Origin of the sequence: Cobetia sp. 2AS, assembly GCF_029846355.1 — a bacterium.
In the GTDB taxonomy this organism is placed as follows: Bacteria; Pseudomonadota; Gammaproteobacteria; order Pseudomonadales; family Halomonadaceae; genus Cobetia; species Cobetia amphilecti.
In genome coordinates this window covers 272,689-294,256 of the sequence record NZ_JARWKQ010000004.1, presented here as the reverse complement: position 1 = coordinate 294,256, position 21,568 = coordinate 272,689, and the positions used below count along the sequence as shown (strand labels likewise).

At 64.7% G+C, this 21,568-nt stretch carries 16 protein-coding genes; 10 read left to right on the top strand and 6 right to left on the bottom strand.

The features are described from left to right. Positions 1-84: 84 nt before the first annotated feature. Positions 85-1,443, bottom strand: coding sequence for a gluconate:H+ symporter (locus QD356_RS13030; RefSeq protein WP_192837414.1), 1,359 nt, complete (start codon positions 1,441-1,443; stop codon positions 85-87). Between the two features lie 332 nt (positions 1,444-1,775). On the opposite strand from QD356_RS13030, the gene QD356_RS13025 reads away from it, so the two are divergent. After that, on the top strand, positions 1,776-2,327 hold the full coding sequence (locus tag QD356_RS13025) for a gluconokinase (protein ID WP_192837415.1): 552 nt from the start codon (positions 1,776-1,778) through the stop codon (positions 2,325-2,327). A 58-nt stretch (positions 2,328-2,385) separates the two neighbouring features. Here QD356_RS13025 and QD356_RS13020 read toward each other — a convergent pair whose 3' ends face one another. The 3 genes from QD356_RS13020 to QD356_RS13010 form a co-directional block, all read right to left on the bottom strand. Continuing rightward, complete coding sequence (locus tag QD356_RS13020) at positions 2,386-3,423, bottom strand: LacI family DNA-binding transcriptional regulator (RefSeq protein ID WP_054555661.1); 1,038 nt, start codon at positions 3,421-3,423, stop codon at positions 2,386-2,388. Between the two features lie 76 nt (positions 3,424-3,499). Beyond that, positions 3,500-4,426: a lysine exporter LysO family protein gene (locus QD356_RS13015; RefSeq protein ID WP_192837416.1), complete on the bottom strand. Its 927-nt coding sequence runs from the start codon at positions 4,424-4,426 to the stop codon at positions 3,500-3,502. Between the two features lie 195 nt (positions 4,427-4,621). Further along, positions 4,622-5,485, bottom strand: coding sequence for a hypothetical protein (locus QD356_RS13010; protein WP_192837417.1), 864 nt, complete (start codon positions 5,483-5,485; stop codon positions 4,622-4,624). A gap of 258 nt (positions 5,486-5,743) precedes the next feature. Here QD356_RS13010 and QD356_RS13005 point away from each other — a divergent pair, with 258 nt between their 5' ends. Continuing rightward, positions 5,744-6,304 carry a DJ-1/PfpI family protein gene (locus QD356_RS13005; protein ID WP_043334317.1) on the top strand — a complete coding sequence of 187 codons (561 nt, stop codon included), beginning with the start codon at positions 5,744-5,746 and terminating at the stop codon, positions 6,302-6,304. A gap of 103 nt (positions 6,305-6,407) precedes the next feature. On the opposite strand, the gene QD356_RS13000 is transcribed toward QD356_RS13005, so the two are convergent. Then, positions 6,408-7,631, bottom strand: a complete 1,224-nt coding sequence (locus QD356_RS13000; RefSeq protein WP_192837418.1) for a pyridoxal-phosphate dependent enzyme — start codon at positions 7,629-7,631, stop codon at positions 6,408-6,410. A 120-nt stretch (positions 7,632-7,751) separates the two neighbouring features. Here QD356_RS13000 and QD356_RS12995 point away from each other — a divergent pair, with 120 nt between their 5' ends. Then, on the top strand, positions 7,752-8,219 hold the full coding sequence (locus tag QD356_RS12995) for an Lrp/AsnC family transcriptional regulator (protein WP_205700861.1): 468 nt from the start codon (positions 7,752-7,754) through the stop codon (positions 8,217-8,219). Between the two features lie 54 nt (positions 8,220-8,273). Here QD356_RS12995 and QD356_RS12990 read toward each other — a convergent pair whose 3' ends face one another. After that, positions 8,274-9,278: a glyoxylate/hydroxypyruvate reductase A gene (locus tag QD356_RS12990; RefSeq protein ID WP_192837419.1), complete on the bottom strand. Its 1,005-nt coding sequence runs from the start codon at positions 9,276-9,278 to the stop codon at positions 8,274-8,276. 457 nt (positions 9,279-9,735) lie between these two features. Between QD356_RS12990 and doeA the strand changes: the two genes are divergently transcribed. From doeA to QD356_RS12955, 7 genes are all read left to right on the top strand, one after another. Next, positions 9,736-11,046: an ectoine hydrolase DoeA gene (doeA, locus tag QD356_RS12985; protein WP_084589510.1), complete on the top strand. Its 1,311-nt coding sequence runs from the start codon at positions 9,736-9,738 to the stop codon at positions 11,044-11,046. Positions 11,047-11,091: 45 nt separating this feature from the next. Next, positions 11,092-12,177: a N(2)-acetyl-L-2,4-diaminobutanoate deacetylase DoeB gene (gene doeB, locus QD356_RS12980; RefSeq protein ID WP_192837420.1), complete on the top strand. Its 1,086-nt coding sequence runs from the start codon at positions 11,092-11,094 to the stop codon at positions 12,175-12,177. Further along, positions 12,174-12,677 (top strand): Lrp/AsnC family transcriptional regulator, encoded by a 504-nt coding sequence (locus QD356_RS12975; protein WP_192837421.1) that lies wholly within the window; start codon positions 12,174-12,176, stop codon positions 12,675-12,677. The genes doeB and QD356_RS12975 overlap by 4 nt, the downstream gene beginning before the upstream one ends. Before the next feature lie 107 nt (positions 12,678-12,784). Next, positions 12,785-13,798 (top strand): LysR family transcriptional regulator, encoded by a 1,014-nt coding sequence (locus tag QD356_RS12970; RefSeq protein ID WP_192837422.1) that lies wholly within the window; start codon positions 12,785-12,787, stop codon positions 13,796-13,798. 73 nt (positions 13,799-13,871) lie between these two features. Beyond that, entirely contained in the window at positions 13,872-14,825 is a 954-nt protein-coding gene (murI, locus tag QD356_RS12965) for a glutamate racemase (protein ID WP_192837423.1), read from the top strand. Positions 14,826-15,021: 196 nt separating this feature from the next. Next, positions 15,022-16,152: a tRNA (uridine(54)-C5)-methyltransferase TrmA gene (gene trmA / locus QD356_RS12960; RefSeq protein ID WP_054555653.1), complete on the top strand. Its 1,131-nt coding sequence runs from the start codon at positions 15,022-15,024 to the stop codon at positions 16,150-16,152. Positions 16,153-16,509: 357 nt separating this feature from the next. Continuing rightward, complete coding sequence (locus tag QD356_RS12955) at positions 16,510-21,348, top strand: NAD-glutamate dehydrogenase (RefSeq protein ID WP_192837424.1); 4,839 nt, start codon at positions 16,510-16,512, stop codon at positions 21,346-21,348. Positions 21,349-21,568: the final 220 nt, after the last annotated feature.

Genomic DNA, 21,568 nt, shown 5'->3' with positions numbered 1-21,568 from the left:
AGTCAACCTGGCTGAACCGCGCGGGCAGGCCAGATTTCAGTAGTTGAAATAGTTGAAATAGTTGAACTGGATGAACGGGATAAACTAGATGAACAGGCCGATCAGCAGCGCCATGCAGACGCCGATCACGCCGATCAGGGTTTCCATCACCGTCCAGCTCTTCAGTGTTTCCTTCTCGGTGAGGCCGAAGTAGCGGCTGACCAGCCAGAAGCCGGAGTCATTGACGTGACTGAGCACGGTGGCGCCACTGGCGATGGCGATCACCACCAGCCCCAGTACCGGGCCGGACAGCGCCAGCGTATCGATCACCGGGGCCATCAGGCCGGCGGCGGTGATCATCGCCACGGTGGCCGAGCCCTGGATGACACGCACGGCGGTGGCGATCAGGAAGGCAAGCAGGATCGGCGGCAGGTTGCTGTCGGCCATCAGGTTGCCGAGCACGTCACCGACCCCGGAATCGATCAGCATCTGCTTGAAGACGCCGCCCGCGCCGGTGACCAGGATGATGATGCCGGCGGGTTCGAGTGCCTTGGTGGCGACTTCCATCACCTGTTCGCGCGTCATGCCACGGCGTGTGCCCAGCAGGGTGAAGGCCATCAGGGTGGCCAGACTCAGTGCCACGAACGGGTGGCCGAGGAAGCCCAGCCAGCCGACCAGCGGACTGTCGTCACCGAACAGGAAGCCCGAGACGGTGTTGAGCACGATCAGCGCCAGCGGCAGCAGCACGATGGACAGGATCAGACCGAAGCCCGGGGCGCGCTGATCGACTTCTTCATCGCTCATCACGCTGCCGGTATTTTCCATGTAATCCGGGATCCTGGCGTCGATGCGCGCCGCGATGAAGCGACCGAAGATCGGCCCCGCGACGATCATCGCCGGCAGGCCGCACAGTGCGCCGAACAGGATGACGTAGCCGAGATCGGCACCGATCAGCTTGGCGACCGCGATCGGCCCCGGGGTCGGCGGAATGAAGGAGTGCGTCACGGCAAGACCGGCGAGCAGCGGGATGCCGTAATAGAGCAGCGAACGGCCGCTGCGGCGTGCCAGCGCATAGACCAGCGGCACCAGGATGATGAAGGCGACATCCAGGAACACCGGAATCGCGACCAGAAAGCCGGTCAGCGCCAGCGCCCATTGCGAGCGTGAGGTGCCGAAGCGCCCCAGCAGGGTGTTGGCCATGCGATCGACACCGCCGGACACTTCCAGCATCTTGCCGAACATCGCGCCGAGACCGACCACGGTGGCAACGAAGCCCAGGGTGTTGCCCATGCCGTTGGTGACGGAGTCGATGATGGCGTCGGGCTGCATGCCGGTGGCCAGTCCGACCCCCAGACTCACCACCAGCAGGGCAACGAAGGCATGCAGGCGCAGGCGCATGACGAGGTAAAGCAGCAGCAGAATGCCGCCGAGGGCGGCAAGGACGAGGGTGCTATCTGGGGACATGATGGCGAACTCTTGCGGCTGGCAACGGCGTGATCATCGGCCATTGCCCAAAGGCGTATTGTGTGAGGCGTCGTGGGTCGTGCAGGATGAAAGTTACCGGTAACATTAACGCTTACGCAATGATCCGAAAGGTGCATGAGGGACAAAAGTCTGTCGCGTCTGGCAGCTGACTGTCCGCCAACGGGCAGTCGCTCAGTGCGCGACAGCCGTCCCGAGGCGCCGGACAAGGGATTGATCGGCAACATCGGGTACGCTGGTGGGCCATCGTTTTCATTCAGGGGGAGAGGGTTTTCATGCAGCAGCAGGCAGAAGGAGCATCAGCGGTCGCGTCGATGCCGACCAGGTCAGAGGCTCTGGCCGCGCACGGTGGCGTGCGTCTGGTGGTCATGGGGGTGTCGGGCTGTGGCAAGTCACACGTCGGGCAGCAGCTGGCGGCGTGCCTGGGCGCGCAGTTCATCGATGGCGACGACTATCACGGTGAGGCCAACGTGGCCAAGATGGCGCGCGGCGTCCCGCTGGATGACGACGATCGCCACGGCTGGCTGGCCCGTCTGGCCGAGCTGATCGAGGATGCGCGTCGCGACGGGCGCAGTCTGGTACTGGCCTGCTCGTCCTTGAAGCGACGTTATCGGGATCAACTGCGTGGCGGGGACCCCGCGCTGGGCTTCGTGTTCCTCGAAGGCACGCGCGAGCTGCTGCTGGAACGCCTCGAGGCGCGGACCGATCATTTCTTCAAGGGCGCTGACATGCTCGACAATCAGCTGGCGACGCTCGAGGTGCCCGGTGACGATGAAGGGCGCATCCACACCCTCGACATCAGCGCCACACCGCAGGCGCTGGTCGAGAGTGTCTGTCAGCAGGTCCTCGACGCGCCGGAGCGCTAGTCGCTCGCCGGACGTCTCACGGTGCCAGACTGCCGCCACGTATTACGTGGACAAAGTATCACGGTGCCAGACTGCCGCCTGTCTGCAGACTGAAGCCCAGGTCTTCCCACAGGCCGTGGGGCGTGGCGTCGAGATCACCGCTCAAGCGCGCCAGCAGCAGGGCGGCGGCGCGCTCGCCGATCTCGCGGCGTGGCGTGACCACGCTGGCCAGCGGCGGCCAGGTGCCGCGGGTCATCTCCAGGCCGTTGAAGCCGGCCAGCGCCAGCTGGTCGGGCACCGACAGGCCGCGGCGCTGACACTCGAACAGCCCGCCGGCCGCCAGGTCGTCATTGCAGCAGAACACGGCCTGGGTCTCGGGCCAGCGGGTCAGCATCTCGTCGAGCAGCTCGCCGCCCATGCGCACGCTGGAGGGGGCATCGGTGGTCAACAGCGCCTGCTGCGACAGGCCGGCGGCCTCCATCGCCGCGCGCCAGCCGCCCAGGCGCTGTTCGACGCGGCGGTCCATGCGCGCACCGAGAAAACCGATATGGCGATGCCCCAGCGCGATCATGGCCTCGGTCATCGCGCGGCCAGCGGCGTGCTGGTCCAGTCCTACCGCCATGTCGAGCGGCGTCTCGCGCTTCTCCATGCACTCCACCACCGCACAGCCCGAGCGCGCGATCATCTCGCGGGTACGAGGGCTATGGCGACTGCCGCACAGCACCAGCCCGTCGATGCCGAAGGAGAGCCAGGTCTCGATCAGGCGCTCCTCTTCCTGCATGGAATAGCCGGTATGGCCGATCAGCAGCTGATAGCCCGCGGCGGCCAGCGGGGCTTCCAGGCCGCGATGCAGCTCCGAGAACACGGCGTTGGAGAGCGACGGAATCAGCAGCGCGATCAGCCGCGAGTGGCCGCTGGCAAGGCTGCCGGCCTGACGATTGGGCATGTAGCCCAGCTCGCGGGCGCATTCGGTTACCCGCTCGCGCATCGCGGCGGACACCTTCTCGGGCTGATTGAGCGCGCGCGACACCGTGACCTTGGTGACGCCCAGTCGGGCGGCGATATCGGCCAGGGTGACGCGCTTGAGGCGGGAAGCTTTGTGAGGCTGAGAGGGCATGGACATTCAAGCGGCTGCGAAGGAGGACAAGAGTGTCCCTGTTAAGGCAGCCCGGGAGCAAGCCTTGCCCGGCGGATCAGACGTGACTCAGCGAGAGCAGGAACAGGATCATCGGCGGCGCCGCCAGCGACAGCAGGAAGCCCGAGACGACGGCGACCGGGACGCAGGCCACGCCTCCGGTCTGCTGGATCACCGGTAGCGTGAAGTCCATCGAGGTGGCCCCGCCGATGCCGATGGCCAGCGGCGTGTAGCGCTGGATGGTCAGGGGGATCAGCACGAAGGCCAGCAGCTCGCGCGCCAGATCATTGAAGAAGGCGGCGCCGCCGAGAATCGGGCCGAGCTGATCACCGACCAGGATCCCCGAGAGCGAGTACCAGCCGAAGCCGGCCGAGATTGCCATGCCCTGATTCCACTCCAGCGCCAGCAGGGGTGCCGCCAGCAGCCCACCGAGCAGCGAACTGGCCATCACCGTCAGCGCGATGATCAGGCCATGCCGATTGAGCAGGATCTGGCGCAGGCTCATGCCGGAGCTTCTGAGCTGGCAGCCGATCAACGCCAGCAGCACATAGAGTGCCCATTCGGCGAGGGTGTCGGTATCAAGATGGGTGCCGAAGGTCTTGAGCAGCACGCCGGCGCCGACGCCGAGCGCGACCACGGCGGCAAGGGTCAGCGAGCCGGACAACGCCTGCCAGCGGGTCATCGGCGCGCCATCCACCGCCTGGGCGGGATTGGCGCGCAGCGGGCTGCGGCGCGACAGCCACCACAGCGCCAGCAGATTCAGCGGCGTGATGATGGCGAACAGCGTCAACGCCTGACCGCTCATGGCGGCCATGCCGACACTCAACTGCTCCAGCGCCGCCAGCCCCATGCCCATCAGGAACAGGATGAGATAGATGGAGGCATTGACCAGCCGATTGACCACCGCCAGGCGGCCAGGATCGGTGAGACGTACCAGATAGCCGAGTATCAGCGGCAGCAGAATGAAGATGAGACCCGACAGCATGACCCTTCCTTGGCGTTGCCACCCGGACAGCAGGGGCGGCGCAAGTGATTGATTGACGGTGAATACCGCCGAAGGGCCTTACTATATCGGTTGGCGTGGAGTCTGGATAACCCCGCCATCATTATTGCGCGAGAGACTTGCTGATGGCGTATCAGCGGGGCTTATGATCAGCCGCGCTAGAGGCGGGAGCTGTCATCACTGGCGGGCGCTGCTCAGCTGGTTCAGGGTCAGATGGGCCGAGCGCGGCGGCACCTCGCCGTTGCGGTTGCCATCCTTGTCCATGACGTCCTCGTAGTCGAGGTAATCGAGGCCGACCATCAGGCCCGGCCAGCGCGGTGCCAGCCAGATACGGTAGTGTTTGTGCTCGCGATGCTTGCGCCACGCCTCGATGCGCAGGGTGCGGAAGGTGCGCTGTGCCGCCTGGCGCGTCTCCTGGCCCTGGATCTCGTACATCAGGGTGCGCTGGCGGCCCTTGTGGTCGAGATAATCCAGTGAGCAGGGCGTCGCGGCCAGACAGGCCTGCTCGCTCCATTGGCTGTCGACCTGCTGGCTCAGCAACACCAGCAGGCTCTGACGGTCAGGCAGGCGGGTATCGCCTGCCTCCAGCGCTTCCCGGTTGTAGTCCTTGCCGATGCCGGCCAGCCGATAGCCGGAGCGATAGCCCTCAGGCAGCATGCGGCCCTCCGCGAGCGTGAAGCGGCCCTGCTCATAGCCACTGGCGACCTTGATGGAGGCCTCCATGCTGGCGATGTACAGCTCGCCGCTCTGGCTGACGCGCTGGGTGATGGGCACGTCCGGCCAGCCATCCAGCACCAGGGTGTAGTGGGCGGTGAAGGGTACCGGCGCGATGCTGGCGACAGGCGCCAGGGGCGCGTCAGGGCTGACAGCGGCCTCATCGCTGGCCGCCTGGGCACTGCCTGCCAGCAGCAGGAGCGCCCCCAGGCCTGCGCGCCACAGGCGCTGCCATGCCGAGGGCCGATCGGCGCGTGTGGCGGTGCAAGCGCCGCGCCGCATGGGGGCTTGAGAGGAGTGAGACAAGGCGGAAGATGGTAGGGTCATGGTGACTCCCGAGACCGGCACTGGAGCCGTGGCCTGTGAATGGGGGTGTCGAGCGGTCAGGCAGCGACGGGGCAGGGCGACTGCACGTGATGATGTAATGATGTTGAGGCGATCCACAATCAAGCCAACGCCCGTCAGGCGGCCACGACGATATTTCAGCGCTTGCTCATGTGCAATGGATAGGTACTCTGTAACTGCCTTGTCCTTCCCGCCGCGCGCGGCGCGTACCTAGACGTTGGGTCCAATCAGGAGATCATCATGGCCAGCATTGTCATCATTGCCGGGGATTTTGTAGAAGATTATGAGCTGATGGTGCCGTTTCAGGCGCTGCAGGCGATGGGGCATCGCGTGGATGTCGTCTGCCCGGACAAGACGGAAGGCGATATCGTCAAGACCGCCATCCATGACTTCGAGGGTGATCAGACCTACACCGAGAAGCCGGGCCACAACTTCGCGCTCAACGCCAGCTTCGCCGAGATCGCCGTCGAGAGTTACGACGCGCTGCTGATTCCCGGCGGCCGCGCCCCCGAGTACCTGCGTCTGGATGAGCGCGTGCTGGCGATGGTGCGTCACTTCGTCGAGGCCGACAAGCCCATCGCCGCCGTCTGTCATGGTCCGCAGCTGCTGGCGGCCGCCATGTCGCTGGAAGGCCATCGCGTCAGCGCCTATCCGGCCTGTGCGCCGGAGGTGAAGCTGGCGGGCGGTGAGTTCGTGTCGCTGGAAGTGACCGACGCCGTGACCTCCGGCAAGCTGGTGACCGCCCCGGCCTGGCCTGCGCATCCGGAATGGCTCCGTCAGTTCCAGGCGCTGCTGGTGTGATGCACCCCCGCTAGCCACGCCATCACATCGGATCTGCCTTACGACACCCTGCCACTCGGCGGGGTGTCGTCGTTTCAGGCGGGGGCGTAAAACAGGCGTCGTTTCAGTCGCCAAACGCCTCGATCCAGGCCCGCTGTGGGGCGAGTCGCGATTGCTGTGCGGCTCGCCATGCGGGGTCGCCCAGCGTGGTGGCATAGCGCTCGGCGTGATCACAGGCCAGCAGCAACCAGCTGCCGGCTAGCGACTCACCGCGTGCGCGTCTTAGCGCCAGCCTCTCGAGCAGCCCCGCGAAGGCGGTGCCGGTGGAGGGGCCGACCTCAAGCCCGGCATGCTCGGCCAGCCACAGCGCGGCCGCCTGACTGCGCGCATCCGCGATGCGTCGGTAGTCATCGAAATGGGCGGGGTCGAATGCCTCCAGCACGCAGGGCCGCCCGATGCCTTCGATGGGATTGGCCGCCTGCGGGGCGGGCAGGGTGGTCGTACGGGTGCCGTGGGCATGATGGTGCTGCCAGCAGGCGTGATAGACGGAGTGCTCGGGGTCCACGCCGATCACGCGGGCGCGATGGCTCCCGTGATGCAGATGGCTCCCCTGATGCAGATGGCGCTTGTGGCGCAGATGACGCGCGAAGCTGGCGGCACTGCCGCCGGTGCCGGCGCCGAGAAATACCGCCTGCAGCTCGGGCAGCTCACGCGCGGCGATCTGTGCCAGGCACTCCCCGGGCAGGCTGGTGTCGCTTGCCCAGTCGCCGGTCCCGTCGCTGCGCCAGTCGCCGGCCGTGGCGGCATGGCGGAATTGATTGATGAAGTGACCGCCGCTGTCATCGGCAAGCGCCTGTGCATGCTGACAGAGCCGAGCGGAGTCCTCGATTTCCACCACGCGCCCACCCTCGCCACGAATCGCTTGCTGCTTGTAAAAGGCGGTGCCCCTGGGCACCACGGCAATGAATTCCAGCCCCAGCCTGCGTGCGAACCACGCTTCAGAGACCGCCGTGGAGCCCGAGGAGGCTTCGATCACCGGGCCGCCGGGCGTCAGCCAATCCTTTTGCAGCGCCTGTTCGAACAGCGACATCGCCAGGCGATGCTTGAGTGAGCCGCTGGCATGCGCCCGCTCGTCCTTGATCAGGATGCGCGCCTCGCCCAGCCCGCGCAGGCTGAGTTCCAGCAGCGGGGTTACCGGGGTGGCGGCCTTCAAGGCCGCAAGCTTCATGAGGCTGCGTTGGCGCCATGACTCGCGCTGAGTCGCGTGCGGGGCGTGCTGTGCTGCGGGCGTGCTGGCGTCGGCGGCCGCAATGAAAGGCGCAGTCGAGGGCGAGGCAGTGGTCGGCATGGCGGCATTTCCGGTCGCAGGAAGGAGCTTTCATGGTACGACCAGCCGCCAAGCAAAACTTGCCAGTTGTCATGGCGTGAGCCATGTTTCATGGCAAGAATTCATTGCGAGGTGAGGGTAATGGAGAAAATAGTGCTCGATGCCACGGACCGCGCCCTGCTGCGGCTGCTGCAGCGCGATGCCAGCCTGTCGTTGGCGGCGCTGGCGGAAGCCGTGCATCTGACCACGTCTCCCTGCTGGAAGCGCCTCAAGCGCCTGGAAGAGTGTGGCGTGATCACCGCACGGGTGGCATTGCTGAATGCCGAGCTGATCGGCATGGGGCTGACGGCCTTCGTGCAGCTCAAGACCCGCGATCACTCGCGGGCCTGGTTCGAGCGTTTCGTGGCCATCGTCGAGGAGATCGAGGAAGTCACCGAGTTCTATCGCATGGCCGGTGACTACGACTATCTCCTCAAGGTGCAGGTCGAGGACATGAACGCCTACGACCGCGTCTACAAGCGGCTGGTCAACACCATCGACGAGCTGAGTGACGTGTCGGCCCGCTTCGCGATGGAGCGCATCAAGACGACCACCGCGCTGCCGCTGTGATGGCTGTCAGGCGGTGACGTCTGATCGCCGGCTGAGCGCCGCGCGCCAGCGTGCTCAATAACCGTGCTCGCGGCTGATGCCGGTCAGCACTTCACCTCGCTGAATGCGACGAATGTTGTCGGCCAGCTGATCGGCGGCCTCGGCCACCGGGGTCGGCGCGGCGGCGTGCGGCGTGATGATCACGCGCGGCTGGTGCCACAGCGGGCTGTCCTCGGCCAATGGCTCGTGCTGGAAGACATCGAGCAGGGCGCCCCTGAGCTTGCCTTCCTCGAGCGCCGCGACCAGATCCTCCTCGACCACGCTGCTGCCACGCCCCGGATTGATCAGCACGGCGTCGTCGGGCAGGGCCTGGAAGACCTCGACGTTCAGCACGTCTCTCGTGGCCGGCGTATTGGGCAGCAGGTTGATCACCGCCTTGAGGCCGAGCGACTCGTCGCCCAGCACTTGCTTGAGCGAGCGGCCGCCTGCGCCGGTCTCATGGTGGCAGGTCACGCCCTGCAACGTGTGGGCGCTGCGGCTGAAGCCATGTACCGGATAGCCGTCTGCCGCCAGTGATTCAGCGATCTGGCTGCCGATGGCGCCGAGTCCGAGCACTGCCACCGGGTACTGGTGGGCGCGCACCACGCGGTGCGGGGCCCACTGGGTATCCGCCTGCTGTCTGGCGTAGCGGTCGAAGTCACGCCGAAAATGCAGCAGGCCGTAGCGCACGTAATCCAGCATGTGGCTGGCCATGCCGGCATCGCTCAGCTTGAGCACCGGCACATCGTCAGGCAGTGCCGGGTTGGCGAGCAGGCTGTCGACGCCCGCGCCCAGGTTGAGGATCGCCTTGACGTCGTGATCGCGGTGGCGCTCGAACAGCGCCGCGGGCGGCGCCCATACCACCAGCACATCGCCCAGCATCTCGCCGTCATCGGCAACGATTTCCAGCGGCGCTTGTTTTGATGACGGTTCCGACGACTCGCCTTGCCGCGACCCCTTGGCGCTGGCGGTATCGCACAAGCGCTGACGCAGAGCATCGCACCAACGTTCGGCGCGTTCATGATGTACCAGTATTCGCATGCTGTTCTCCTCTTCAGGGACGCTGGGTGGCGGGTCGGGATTTTTGAGCTGTCCCGGCCTGTTCGCAGGCTCTGTTCGTGGCTCGGTTCAAAGTGCCTGGAGTTGTCGCCTCACCATGCGCCATTGCCTTGCGCCATTGTCTTGCGGGCATGGCCTGCTCGCGGGCGGCAATGGCGCAGGCCTTGCAAGGGCTCAAGCGAAGGGCGACAGTGCCAGAGTCGTCCTTTGACCCGTTGTTGGCAGAGTGACAGACTCGAATCCAGAGGGGAATTCGGATGTACGCATGTACGCCGACCCTGCCGACCCGCGGTGCACATCGTTCGCTCGCGGCGCAGGCAGGCAGTGTCAGCCCGGAGTGGCTGGCAGGTCGGTCTCCCGCCGCCTGGCCCTGCGTATGGCCACTGGCTCCGCCCCAACGTGCTGCTTGCCTCAAGGCCTGATCGAAAAGGAGCGCTGCATGAGTCAATTCCCGCCCCATACTGGTGCGCCCCAGCCAGCCTTCGCTGGCCTGGCCACCTTGCCCAGCAGCGAGGCACCGGCCACCGAGAGTGACTGGACGCCACGCGCGCTGTCCGCTGGCCGTCAGGCCTTCACCATCGGCGAGTATCGCGCGCGCATCCAGCGGGTGCGTGAGGCCATGGCGCGCGCCGGTATCGATGTGATGGTGATTTCCGACCCCTCCAACATGGCGTGGCTGACCGGCTACGACGGCTGGTCCTTCTATGTGCACCAATGCGTGCTGCTGGGACTTTCCGGCGAGCCGGTCTGGTATGGGCGCCGTCAGGACGGCAATGGCGCACTGCGTACCTGCTGGATGGGTGAGGACAACATCCTGTGGTATCCGGATTACTACGTGCAGAATCCGGACATGCATCCGATGGAGTTTCTCGCCCAGTCCATCCTGCCCCAGCGTGGCTGGCATGATGGGGTCGTCGGGGTCGAACTCGACAACTATTACTATTCGGCGCGGGCGCACCTGTCGTTGGTCAAGGAGCTGCCCCACGCACGGCTGGTGGATGCCAACTCGCTGGTCAACTGGTGCCGGGCGATCAAGTCCGAGCAGGAAATCGCCTACATGCGAGTGGCCGGGCGCATCGTCGAGCGCATGCATTCGCGCATTCTGGAGATGATCGAGCCGGGCCTGCCCAAGAGTGCGCTGGTCGCGGAGATCTACCGGGTCGGCGTCGAGGGCGTGATCGGCCCCGAGGGTGAGATTCTCGGTGGCGACTATCCGGCCATCGTGCCGCTGCTGCCCACCGGCAGTGATGCCGCCGCGCCGCATCTGACCTGGGATGACACGCCATTTCGCCAGGGCGAGGGCACCTTCTTCGAGCTGGCCGGTTGCTACAAGCGCTATCACGCGCCGCTGTCGCGTACCGTGTTTCTCGGCCGTCCGCCGCGCGATTTCGTGCGTGGTGAGTCTGCCTTGCTGGAAGGCATCGAGAGTGGCCTGGCCATCGCCAAGCCGGGCAATCGCTGCTGTGACATCGCGCTGGCACTGGGCGCGGCGATGGACAAGTACGGCTTCGACCGTGGCGGCGCACGCTGCGGCTATCCCATCGGCATCAGCTATCCGCCGGACTGGGGCGAGCGCACCATGAGTCTGCGCCCCAGTGACGAGACCGTGCTGGAACCGGGCATGACCTTCCACTTCATGCCCGGCATGTGGATGGACGACTGGGGGCTCGAGATCACCGAGTCGATCCTGATCACGGAAAACGGTGCCGAGCCGCTGTGTGATGTGCCGCGCCAGCTGTTCGTCAAATAGCCTGCCGACAAGTGTCAGCAGCCCGTCATAACAAGGAGTGGTGTCATGCGAGAGTCCCCCGTCAGTCTGACCATCGATCTGTTCGCCGATGGCGTTCAGCACGGTTTCTTCAAGCTGCCGATCTCGACTGACGAGTCGGCGTGGGGCGCGGTGATGACCCCGATCAGCGTGATCGCCAATGGTGAGGGGCCGACGGTATTGCTGACCGGCGGCAATCATGGCGACGAGTACGAAGGCATCACCGCGCTCTACAAGCTGGCAGCGCGTCTGACTGCCGAGGACGTCAAGGGCCGCGTCATCATCGTGCCGACCATGAATGCGCTGGCGGCCAAGGCCGGGCGGCGTTGCTCGCCACTCGATGGCGGCAACCTCAACCGCAGCTTCCCCGGCGACCCCACCGGCGGCCCGACCGAGCAGATCGCCGACTACTTCACCCGGGTGCTGGTACCGCAGTGCGACTATGCGCTGGACCTGCATTCCGGCGGCCGCACCCTGGATATCCTGCCGTTTGCGGCCGCGCACCGTCTCGACTATCTCGAGGAGTCGCTGGGCGTCGAGCAGTGTCGCCTGCAGGAAGCCGAGAGTCTGGCCGGGGCGCTGGCCTTCGGGGCGCCCTCGGCGATGATGATGTTCGAGCTGGACGCCGAGGCACTCTACGACACCGCGGTGGAACGCCAGGGCAAGGTCTTCGTCACCACGGAGCTGGGCGGCGGCGGTTCCACCACACCGGAGCGTCAGGCGATCGCCGACCGTGGCGTCGACAACTTCCTCGCCTTCAGTGGTGTGCTGCGCGCGCGCAGTCGCGCGGATCTGGAGCAGGACATCGAGCGCCAGCGTGCCAGCCAGGCGAACGCGCCGCTGTTGATCGACATGCCGGATGCCAGCTGTTACGTGCAGAGTGAGCATGAAGGGCTGCTGGAGCTGTGCGTGGCACTCGGCGAGCAGGTCACGGCGGGCCAGTGCGTGGCGCGGGTCTATCCGCTGGGGTGTGCCGGTCAGGCGGCGGTGGAATATCGCGCCGCCCGTGATGGCGTGCTGGTGGCGCGGCGCTTCCCGGCTCAGGTGAGTCTGGGCGATACCCTGGCGGTGATCGCGGAAGTCGTGGACGACCTGGCGCGAGAGGCCTCATGAGCGCGAGCCCCTCCCGCTCGCAGCCAGCGCCGAAACTGGATGCCTTCGATCTCAAGATTCTGGCGATACTCGAGCGTGATGGCCGCATCACCAAGTCGCGGCTGGCCGAGGAGATCAACCTGTCGGTCAGCCCGTGCTGGGAGCGCGTCAAGCGCCTCGAGCAGGCAGGCATCATCGAGGGCTATGCCGCCATCATCAATCAGCAGCGCCTGAGTGATCAGCAGGGTGGCGCTGCTTCGGGGGCTGCCCCGCGCACGCCGGTGTGGGTCGAGATCCACCTCAAGCATCATGATGCCGGCAGTTTCCAGCGCTTCGAGCGTGCCATGCGAGAGGCGGATGAGGTCATCGAATGCGTCGCCGTCGGCGGCGGGGTGGACTATCTGCTGCGGCTGGAGACCGCCAGCATCGATGCCTATCAGCGTCTGGTCGATCACTGGCTGGTGTCAGAGCTGGGCATCGATCGCTATTTCACCTACATCGTCACCAAGCAGGTAAAATAGGCGCGCCGGGCGCGGACTTGTCGTCATCTTGCCGTCCCGCTTTTCAGTCTCACTTTCTTGATTCACTTTCCTGGCTCATTTTCCTTGATCGCAAAGGGGATCGCACGATGGATAGACTCACTGCCATGCAGGTGTTTCGCGCCGTGGTAGAGGAGGGCAGTTTCGCGGGCGGTGCTCGTCAGCTGGGGCTATCCAACGGCATGGTCAGCAAGCAGATCTCGCGCCTGGAAGCCGAGCTGGGCGTTCGCCTGCTGATGCGCACCACGCGCAGTCTGCAGCTGACTGCCGAGGGCGAGCATTACCTGGCGGGCGCCTGTCGTGTGCTCAATGACCTTCAGGCGCTGGAAGACAGTCTTGGCGAGCGTCAGGGCGAGGTTCGGGGGCGCTTGAAGATGTCGGCACCGATGGATTTCAGCATCCAGTGTCTGATGCCGGCCCTGGCGCATTTCCGCCAGACCTACCCCTATGTCGAGCTCGACCTGCGCCTGGAGGATCGCCATGTCGATCTCATGGCCGAGGATTATGATCTGGTGATTCGCGCCGGTGCGCTGTCTGATTCCAGCCTGATCGCGCGCCGGCTGGCGGGTACCCAGGTCGGGGTCTATGCCAGCCCCGGTTACCTGGCCGAGAATGGCACGCCCGAGGTGCCGGAAGATCTCGCCCATCACCGCTGCCTGAATTACACCCAGCAGCGCGAAGGGCCGGTGTGGAGCTTCATGCTCGACGGGCGGCCACGCAAGATCCGCCTGTCGCCGACCTTCAGCTGTGACAGCGGGCGCGGGCTGGTCGAGGCCGCCGCCCAGGGCATCGGCATCACCTGCAAACCGGATTTCCTGGTGGCCAATGACGTCGCCAATGGCCGCCTGGTGCCGCTGCTTGTCGACTACTGGTGCGCGCCGGTGGATATCCATCTGGTCTATGCCGAGCGCGACATGCAGCCGGCACGCCTGCGGGCATTGATCGAGGTGCTGTGTGAGCACTTCGCGCGGATTGGCCATACGATGATGCCCGACGTGCTCGCCACGTCATCGACAGCCGTCCGCGATACCGCGGCCGTGAATGATGCCGGGCAGAACGATCTGTCACCGCTCGAGGCTGTGAAGCCGGGTCTGCGGCCGTGATAGACTCCGCGCCCTTGTCCCGTCTGTTCGAGTCGCCCGTCTCCATGATGATTGTCGCCAGCGGTATCTGCCGATGAGTCCTGCCCGCCCAGGCGACACGCCTGCCTCTGATTCCCGTTCTTCCGCCCCGGTGCTGGTCTTCGATTCCGGTGTCGGCGGGCTGTCCGTCGCCGCCGAGATTCGCCGCCAGTGGCCGCAGCTGTCGCTCGCCTATGTCTGTGACAACGCCGCGCTACCCTATGGCACCAAGCCGGATGACTGGTTGATACCGCGCATCGTTCAGGTGTGCGTGGCGGCCGTCGAGGCAAGCGGGGCACGGGCCTTGGTGGTCGCCTGCAATACCGCCAGCACTCTGGCGCTGACGGCGCTGCGCGCAGCGCTGTCGATTCCGGTGATCGGCACCGTGCCCGCCATCAAGCCGGCGGCGGCGTTGGCACGTGCGCGCCAGAGCGCAGCACGTCGTGAGAAGTGCGAGCCGCCGGTCTTCGCGTTGCTGGCGACGTCCGCCACGGTGCGTCGCGCCTACACCGAGCAGCTGATCCGTGACTTCGCCGCCGACTGTCGCGTGATTCGTGTCGCCGCCGATCCGCTGGTCGCGGAGGCCGAGCGTCGTCTGCGCGGTGAGCCGGCGCGCCCCGAGGTGGTGGCGGCCAGTCTGGCTGATCTGGCGGCGGTCGAAGCACTGGAAGTGATGATTCTCGGCTGCACGCATTTTCCGCTGCTCGGTGCCGACATCTCGCAGGTGCTGGGCGAGTCTCGGGTGGCGCTGGTGGATTCCGGCGCGGCAATCGCCCGCCGCGTGGCGGAGGTGCTGGCGCTTGGTGCTGCGGCGCAAGCGGCTGATCAGCAACTCGCTCAGGCTGCTCAGCAAGTCGCTCAAGAGGCTGAACAGCAAGTCGCTCAAGCGGTTCAACCTGCACCGCGTGAGCACCTGGCGCTGGCGACGGATGCCCGGCAGCCGGGGCTGGCCACGGCGCTGGCCAGTCAGGGTTTTGCCGCGCCGCAGGCGCTGGCGTTCGACGACTGAGGGGCAGGGGCGTTGACTCTCACGGATGCCTGCTCCCGCCTTGACCCGCCATTTGGCGCTTGAGCTTCGCGCTGCCGATGGTAGGCTAGCGCGCCCAACCTTTGAATGGACGTGATCGGCATGGTTCACCATGACGTCCCCGCGTCCCTTTGCTCATCGTTTCAGTGCTGCGGTATGCCCGCAGGCAGGAGTCAGTGTGGCCATCGCCGTCGTCGATCCCAGTCAGTATGAACAGCAGCTCGCCGAGAAGGCCGAGCAGACCCGCGCACGTTTCGCTGCCTTCGATGCGCCGGAACTCGAGGTATTTCCCTCGCCGCCCAGCCATTACCGCATGCGTTGCGAGTTCCGCATCTGGCACGAGGATGATGACCTCTATTACGCGATGTTCGAGGTCGAGTTCGACGACGAGGGCAACAAGAAGAAGACGGTCGTGCGCATGGACGACTTCCCGGTCGCCAGCCAGCGCATCAATGAGTTGATGCCGCTGCTGCGTGAGCGCCTCAAGGCAAGCCCGGTGCTGCGCGAGCGTCTGTTCCAGTGCGAGTTCCTCACCACCCTGAGCGGCGAGGCACTGGTCACGCTGATCTACCATCGCAAGCTCGGCGAAGACTGGGAAGCCGAGGCACGCGCGCTGGAAGAAGAGCTCGACATCATGATCATCGGGCGTTCGCGCAAGCAGCATATCGTGCTGACGCGCGATCACGTCTTCGAGCGTCTCGAGGTCGATGGCCGCGAGTACGTCTATCAGCAGGTCGAGAACAGCTTCACCCAGCCCAATGCCGAGATCTGCCGCTCGATGCTCAGCTGGGCACGAGACGTGACTCATCCTGACAAGGCGCAGGCGGAAGGCCGTGAGCAGGGCGATCTGGTCGAGCTCTACTGCGGCAACGGCAACTTCACCATCGCGCTGGCCGAGAACTTCCGCCGCGTGCTGGCCACCGAGATCTCGCGCACTTCCGTGGCCTCGGCGCAGGTCAACCTGGCGGCCAACGCCATCGACAATGCCCAGGTGGCGCGCATGTCGGCCGAGGACTTCTCACTGGCGCTGGCGGGCGAGAAGGCAGGTCGTCGTGTCGCGGAGATGGACCTCGACAACCACGACTTCCGCACCGTGCTGGTCGATCCGCCGCGTGCCGGCCTCGATGCCGACAGCTGCGAGCAGACCGCGCGCTACGAGCGCATCGTCTATATCTCCTGCAACCCGCAGACGCTGATCGACAACCTTGAGGTACTGTGTCGCACGCATCGTATCGAACGCTTCGCGCTGTTCGATCAGTTCCCGTATACCGACCACCTCGAATGCGGTGTCTATCTGGTTCGCAGATAAGCGCATCTTCACACCGACAGCCGATGTCACGCCTGCATGAACGAGGTATCGCGCCAATCGTTTGAAAAACCAGAGCCCCGTCGTCATCTACCTGTCAGGTAGGGGACGACGGGGCTTTTTTGCGCACATGACAGTCACTCGAATTAGACTTTCGTTTCATGTGCGGACCGCCAAGTCAATACCCGATGCACAGATGTAATGCTGCATGACCAATATGGAACAGGCATGGGGCAGAGGCGCAGACTGCGCTAGTCTGTGATGCACTGCATGAGTCTGTGCTGCAACGCCTTTTTGGCCGGCGCAGACTCTCTATGACTATTTTCCCTGATACATCCATCAGGTCAGTCGAGGTGATTGATGCTACACGTGGCGACGGACGGCAAGCAGGAATTTCTTGCGCAGCTCGAAGAGCAGCTGGACAAGCGACTTCCCAAGGACAAGGTGGACGTGATCGCGGCGTTTGCGCGCGACTATCACGCAACGGCCTCCTTCGAGGACATGGCCGAGCGCAAGCTGGATGACCTCTACGGTTCCACCCTGGCCGTATGGCACTTCCTGCAGAGCCTCGAGGCTCCCAAGGTGCGTGCCTACAACCCGGACTTCGAGAAGCATGGCTGGCAGTCGACGCACACCATCATCGAAGTGCTGCACCCGGACATGCCGTTCCTGGTCGATTCCGTGCGTATCGAGCTCAACCGTCGTGGCATCACCGTTCACGCCATCCACAACGCCGTGCTGGCCGTTGCACGTGATGATGCCGGCCAGCTGGAGCGCGTGACGGCACCGCGTGCCGAGAACGCCCCGCAGCACCGCGAGTCGCTGATCTACATCGAGGTCGATCGTCACAACGACGCCGAGACGCTGGAAGACCTCGAGACCAGCCTGCGTGAAGTGCTGGCCGAAGTGCGCGTTGCCGTCGCTGACTTCGACGCCATGCGCAGCCAGGGCGCCCAGGCGCTGCAGGAACTGCGTGACAACCGTCCGCCGACCGTCTCCGAGGCTGACCATCAGGAAGCCTGCGACTTCATGCAGTGGATGGGCAACGACCACTTCACTTTCCTGGGCTATGACGAGTACACCGTCGACGAGCAGGAAGACGGCACGCGCGTGCTGAACAAGGTCGAAGGCTCCGAGCTTGGTGTGCTCAAGCTGGACCTCGAGCGCTATCACGAGCAGTCCCGTCACCAGCAGAGCGTCAACAGCGATCAGTACGTGCTGATTCCGGAACTGCTGTCCTTCGCCAAGAGTGCCTTCCACGCCCGCGTGCACCGTCCGGCCTACCCGGACTACATCACCGTCGAGCGCTTCGATGAAGAAGGCCGCGTGATCGGCGAGCGCCGCTTCCTGGGGCTCTACACCTCCACGGTGTACAACCAGAGCCCGCGCAACGTGCCGATTCTGCGTCGCAAGGTGCAGGACGTCATGGAAGCCGCCGGCGTCAACCCGAAGGGCCACAACGGCAAGCACCTGCTGCAGATTCTGGAAGTCTATCCGCGTGATGACCTCTTCCAGATCTCCACGGACGAGCTGACCCGTACCGCCACCAGCATCCTCAACATCCGTGAGCGTCGTCGCGTGCGTCTGATCGTGCGTGAAGACCGCTTCGGCAAGTTCTTCTCGGTACTGGTGTTCGTGCCGCGCGACGTCTATTCCACCGACCTGCGTGTGCGCATCCAGAATCTGCTGTGTGAAGAGCTGAACGCCACCTTCGGTGACTTCACGCCGTATCTGTCCGAGTCCGTGCTGACGCGTATCCAGTTCATCCTGCGCTTCAAGGGCGATGAGCCGGGCCAGTACGACATGCGCGCGCTGGAGAACAAGATCGCCCAGCTGGCCCGCAGCTGGCGTGACGAGCTGCATGCCGCCATGGTCGAAGGCTTCGGTGAAGAGCAGGCCAACGAGCTGATGACCCGCTACCGTGATGCCTTCCCGGGCAGCTATCGTGACGACTTCTCGCCGCGCACCGCCGTCTATGACGTGGGCCACCTGCGTGCGCTGGACGAAGGCCAGGCGGTCGGCCTGAGTACCTATCGTCTGGTCGAGGACGACAACTCCGGCGTCAACCTGAAGCTGTTCCACAAGCATCAGCCGATTCCGCTTTCCGACGTGCTGCCGGTGCTGGAAAACCTCGGTCTGCGTGTCATCGGTGAGCGTCCCTACGAGATCACCCGCACCGATTCCTCCTGCTGGGTGCACGATTTCGACCTCGAGCATCACGGCAAGGGCGCGGTCGAACTCTCCGAAGTGCGCGAGAGCTTCATCGAAGCCTTCAAGAAGATCTGGTCCGGCGAAGCCGAATCCGATGCCTTCAACCGCCTGATCATCGGCTCTGGCCTGGACTGGCGTGAAGTGGCGATGCTGCGTGCCTACGCGCGTTACCTCAAGCAGATCCGCTTCGGTCTCTCCCAGGCCTACATCGCCAATGCGCTGGGCAGCCATCCGGACATCACCCGCGAGCTGGTGCAGCTGTTCAACCTGCGCTTCGACCCGCAGGGTCAGGGTGGCGAGGATGACGTCAACGCCTGCCGTGAGCGCATCAATGGTCTGCTCGACCAGGTCTCCAGCCTGAACGACGACCGCCTGCTGCGTCGCTACGTCGACCTGATGATGGCCACGCTGCGTACCAACTTCTTCCAGCCGGCAGAAGATGGCCAGGCCAAGGACTACATCAGCTTCAAGCTCGACACGCGCAGCATTCCTGACGTGCCGAAGCCGCGCCCGATGTTCGAGATCTTCGTCTACTCGCCGCGCGTCGAAGGTGTTCACCTGCGTGGCGGCAAGGTCGCACGTGGTGGTCTGCGCTGGTCCGACCGTCATGAAGATTTCCGCACCGAGGTGCTGGGTCTGGTCAAGGCACAGCAGGTCAAGAACGCGGTCATCGTGCCGGTCGGCGCCAAGGGCGGTTTCGTCTGCAAGCGCATGCCGGAAACCACCGACCGCGACGTGATCCAGAAGGAAGGTATCGCCTGCTACCAGATCTTCATCCGCGCACTGCTCGACATCACCGACAACCTGTCCGGTGGTGACGTGGTGGCTCCGACGGCCGTCGTGCGTTACGACGAAGACGACCCCTACATGGTCGTCGCGGCCGACAAGGGCACCGCGACCTTCTCCGACATCGCCAACGCCATCTCCAACGAGTATGGCTTCTGGCTGGGCGATGCCTTCGCCTCCGGTGGCGCCAACGGTTACGACCACAAGGGCATGGGCATCACCGCCAAGGGCGCCTGGGTCAGCGTGCAGCGTCACTTCCGCGAGATGGGCATCAACATCCAGGAAGACGAGTTCAGCGTGGTCGGTATCGGTGACATGGCCGGTGACGTCTTCGGCAACGGCATGCTGCTGTCCGAGAAGATCCGCCTGGTCGGTGCCTTCAACCACCGCAACATCTTCGTCGATCCGAACCCGGACACCGCGAAGAGCTTCGCCGAGCGCGAGCGTCTGTTCCGTCTGCCGCGTTCCAGCTGGGACGACTACGACAAGAGCCTGATCAGCGAAGGCGGCGGTCTGTTCTCGCGTGATGCCAAGACCATCGCCATCAGCCCGCAGATGAAGGAAGTCTTCGACATCAGTGCCGACCATCTGGCGCCCAACGAGCTGATCAACGCGATGCTCAAGGCGCAGGTCGACCTGATCTGGAACGGCGGTATCGGAACCTACGTCAAGGCGTCCAGCGAGTCCCACGCCGATGTCGGTGACAAGGCCAACGATGGCCTGCGTATCGACGGCCGTGAGCTGCGCTGCAAGGTGGTGGGCGAAGGCGGCAATCTGGGTCTGACCCAGCGTGGCCGCATGGAAGCCGCGGCCCAGCAGGGCGTGCGCGTCAACACCGACTTCATCGACAATGCCGGTGGCGTGAACTGCTCGGATCACGAGGTCAACATCAAGATCCTGCTGGACGACATCGTCGCCCGCGGTGATCTGACCGACAAGCAGCGCAACCAGCAGCTGGCCGAGATGACCGACGAAGTCGGCGAGCTGGTGATCAAGGACAACTATCGCCAGACCCAGGCGTTGTCGCTCTCCGAGCAGCAGTCCAAGGAAGGCATGGGCGTCTTCCGTCGCTTCATCAATGAGCTGGAAGCGGCCGGTACCCTGGACCGTGAACTCGAGTTCCTGCCGTCCGATGAAGCGCTGATCGAGCGTTCCAACGCCGGTGAAGCCCTGACCCTGCCGGAACTGTCCGTGCTGGTCTCCTACGCCAAGAGCGACCTCAAGACCAGCTTGATCGCCTCTGACGTGCCGGACGACAGCTACGTGCAGCAGCACCTCGAGCGCGCCTTCCCGCGCGTGCTGATGGAGCGCTTCCCGGAAGAGATGTACCAGCACCGTCTGAAGCGTGAAATCGCCGCGACCCAGATCGCCAATGACCTGGTCGACCACATGGGCATCGCCTTCGTGCGTCGCCTGGAAGACACCACCGGTGCCGACAAGGCGGAAATTGCGCGTGCCTACATCGTGGCGCGTGACAGCTTCAATCTGGAAGCGCTGTGGACCCAGATCGAGGCCCTCGATCACCAGGTGCCGGCAGAACTGCAGTACCGCATGATGGGTGACCTGATGCGCCTGATGCGTCGTGCCACTCGCTGGTTCCTGCGTCAGCGCAGCTCCATGAGCGTCAAGGAATGCATCGGCCACTTCGCCCCGCGTCTGGCCCAGCTCTCCGAGAGCATCGGTGAGCGTCTCAAGGGCGAGGCTCGCGAGAACTGGGAAGCGCGTCGCGACAGCTATGTCGAGGCAGGCGTGCCGGAGGCCCTGGCCAGCACCATCGCCGCGACCTCAAGCCTCTATGCAGGGCTTGGCATCATCGAGGCGGCCAAGGCGACCGGCGAGAAGATCAATCGCGTGGCAGAAGCCTTCTACGGCATAGGCCATCGTCTGGAGCTGCCGTGGGTCGGTGACAAGATCAACGGCCTTGAGGTGCAGGACAGCTGGCAGGCGCAGGCACGTGAAAGCTTCCGTGACGATCTCGATCGTCAGCAGCTGGCACTGACCGTCAGCGTGCTCAAGCAGGACAACGCACCGCGCGAGATCGATGAGCGTGTCGACAGCTGGATGGCCAGCCATGAGAGTCTGGTCAGCCGCTGGTGCTCACTGCTCGGCGAGATGAAGGGCGGTGCTCAGCTGAGCTTCCCGCTGTTCGCGGTCGCCCTGCGCGAGCTGGTCGATCTGGCCGAGTCCAAGCGCGAAGCCTGATGCTTTCGGCCTCGGAGGCAGCAAGAGGCTGACGCAAGTGGCGAGTAGCTGATGACTCGCTGATAGAAGCCCTCACCATTGGTGAGGGCTTTTTCATGTCGGGAATGAATAAAAAAGTGATAGCTGAAGCCTGCGGTAAGGTAACTGTCGTCAGCTGTCTGGTATGCTGAATGGCGACCAGTGCAGAGACTGATACAGGCCCTGATGGTTGCATCCTTTT

Coding starts and splice junctions, on each gene's coding strand:
- QD356_RS12970 (WP_192837422.1), top strand. CDS start 12,785: ATGGATAGACTCACTGCCATGCAGGTGTTTCGCGCCGTGGTAGAGGAG.
- doeB (WP_192837420.1), top strand. CDS start 11,092: ATGCGAGAGTCCCCCGTCAGTCTGACCATCGATCTGTTCGCCGATGGC.
- QD356_RS13005 (WP_043334317.1), top strand. CDS start 5,744: ATGGCCAGCATTGTCATCATTGCCGGGGATTTTGTAGAAGATTATGAG.
- QD356_RS12990 (WP_192837419.1), bottom strand. CDS start 9,278: ATGCGAATACTGGTACATCATGAACGCGCCGAACGTTGGTGCGATGCT.
- doeA (WP_084589510.1), top strand. CDS start 9,736: ATGAGTCAATTCCCGCCCCATACTGGTGCGCCCCAGCCAGCCTTCGCT.
- QD356_RS13020 (WP_054555661.1), bottom strand. CDS start 3,423: ATGCCCTCTCAGCCTCACAAAGCTTCCCGCCTCAAGCGCGTCACCCTG.
- QD356_RS13015 (WP_192837416.1), bottom strand. CDS start 4,426: ATGCTGTCGGGTCTCATCTTCATTCTGCTGCCGCTGATACTCGGCTAT.
- QD356_RS12995 (WP_205700861.1), top strand. CDS start 7,752: ATGGAGAAAATAGTGCTCGATGCCACGGACCGCGCCCTGCTGCGGCTG.
- QD356_RS13000 (WP_192837418.1), bottom strand. CDS start 7,631: ATGCCGACCACTGCCTCGCCCTCGACTGCGCCTTTCATTGCGGCCGCC.
- QD356_RS13010 (WP_192837417.1), bottom strand. CDS start 5,485: ATGACCCTACCATCTTCCGCCTTGTCTCACTCCTCTCAAGCCCCCATG.
- murI (WP_192837423.1), top strand. CDS start 13,872: ATGAGTCCTGCCCGCCCAGGCGACACGCCTGCCTCTGATTCCCGTTCT.
- QD356_RS12975 (WP_192837421.1), top strand. CDS start 12,174: ATGAGCGCGAGCCCCTCCCGCTCGCAGCCAGCGCCGAAACTGGATGCC.
- QD356_RS12955 (WP_192837424.1), top strand. CDS start 16,510: ATGCTACACGTGGCGACGGACGGCAAGCAGGAATTTCTTGCGCAGCTC.
- QD356_RS13030 (WP_192837414.1), bottom strand. CDS start 1,443: ATGTCCCCAGATAGCACCCTCGTCCTTGCCGCCCTCGGCGGCATTCTG.
- QD356_RS13025 (WP_192837415.1), top strand. CDS start 1,776: ATGCCGACCAGGTCAGAGGCTCTGGCCGCGCACGGTGGCGTGCGTCTG.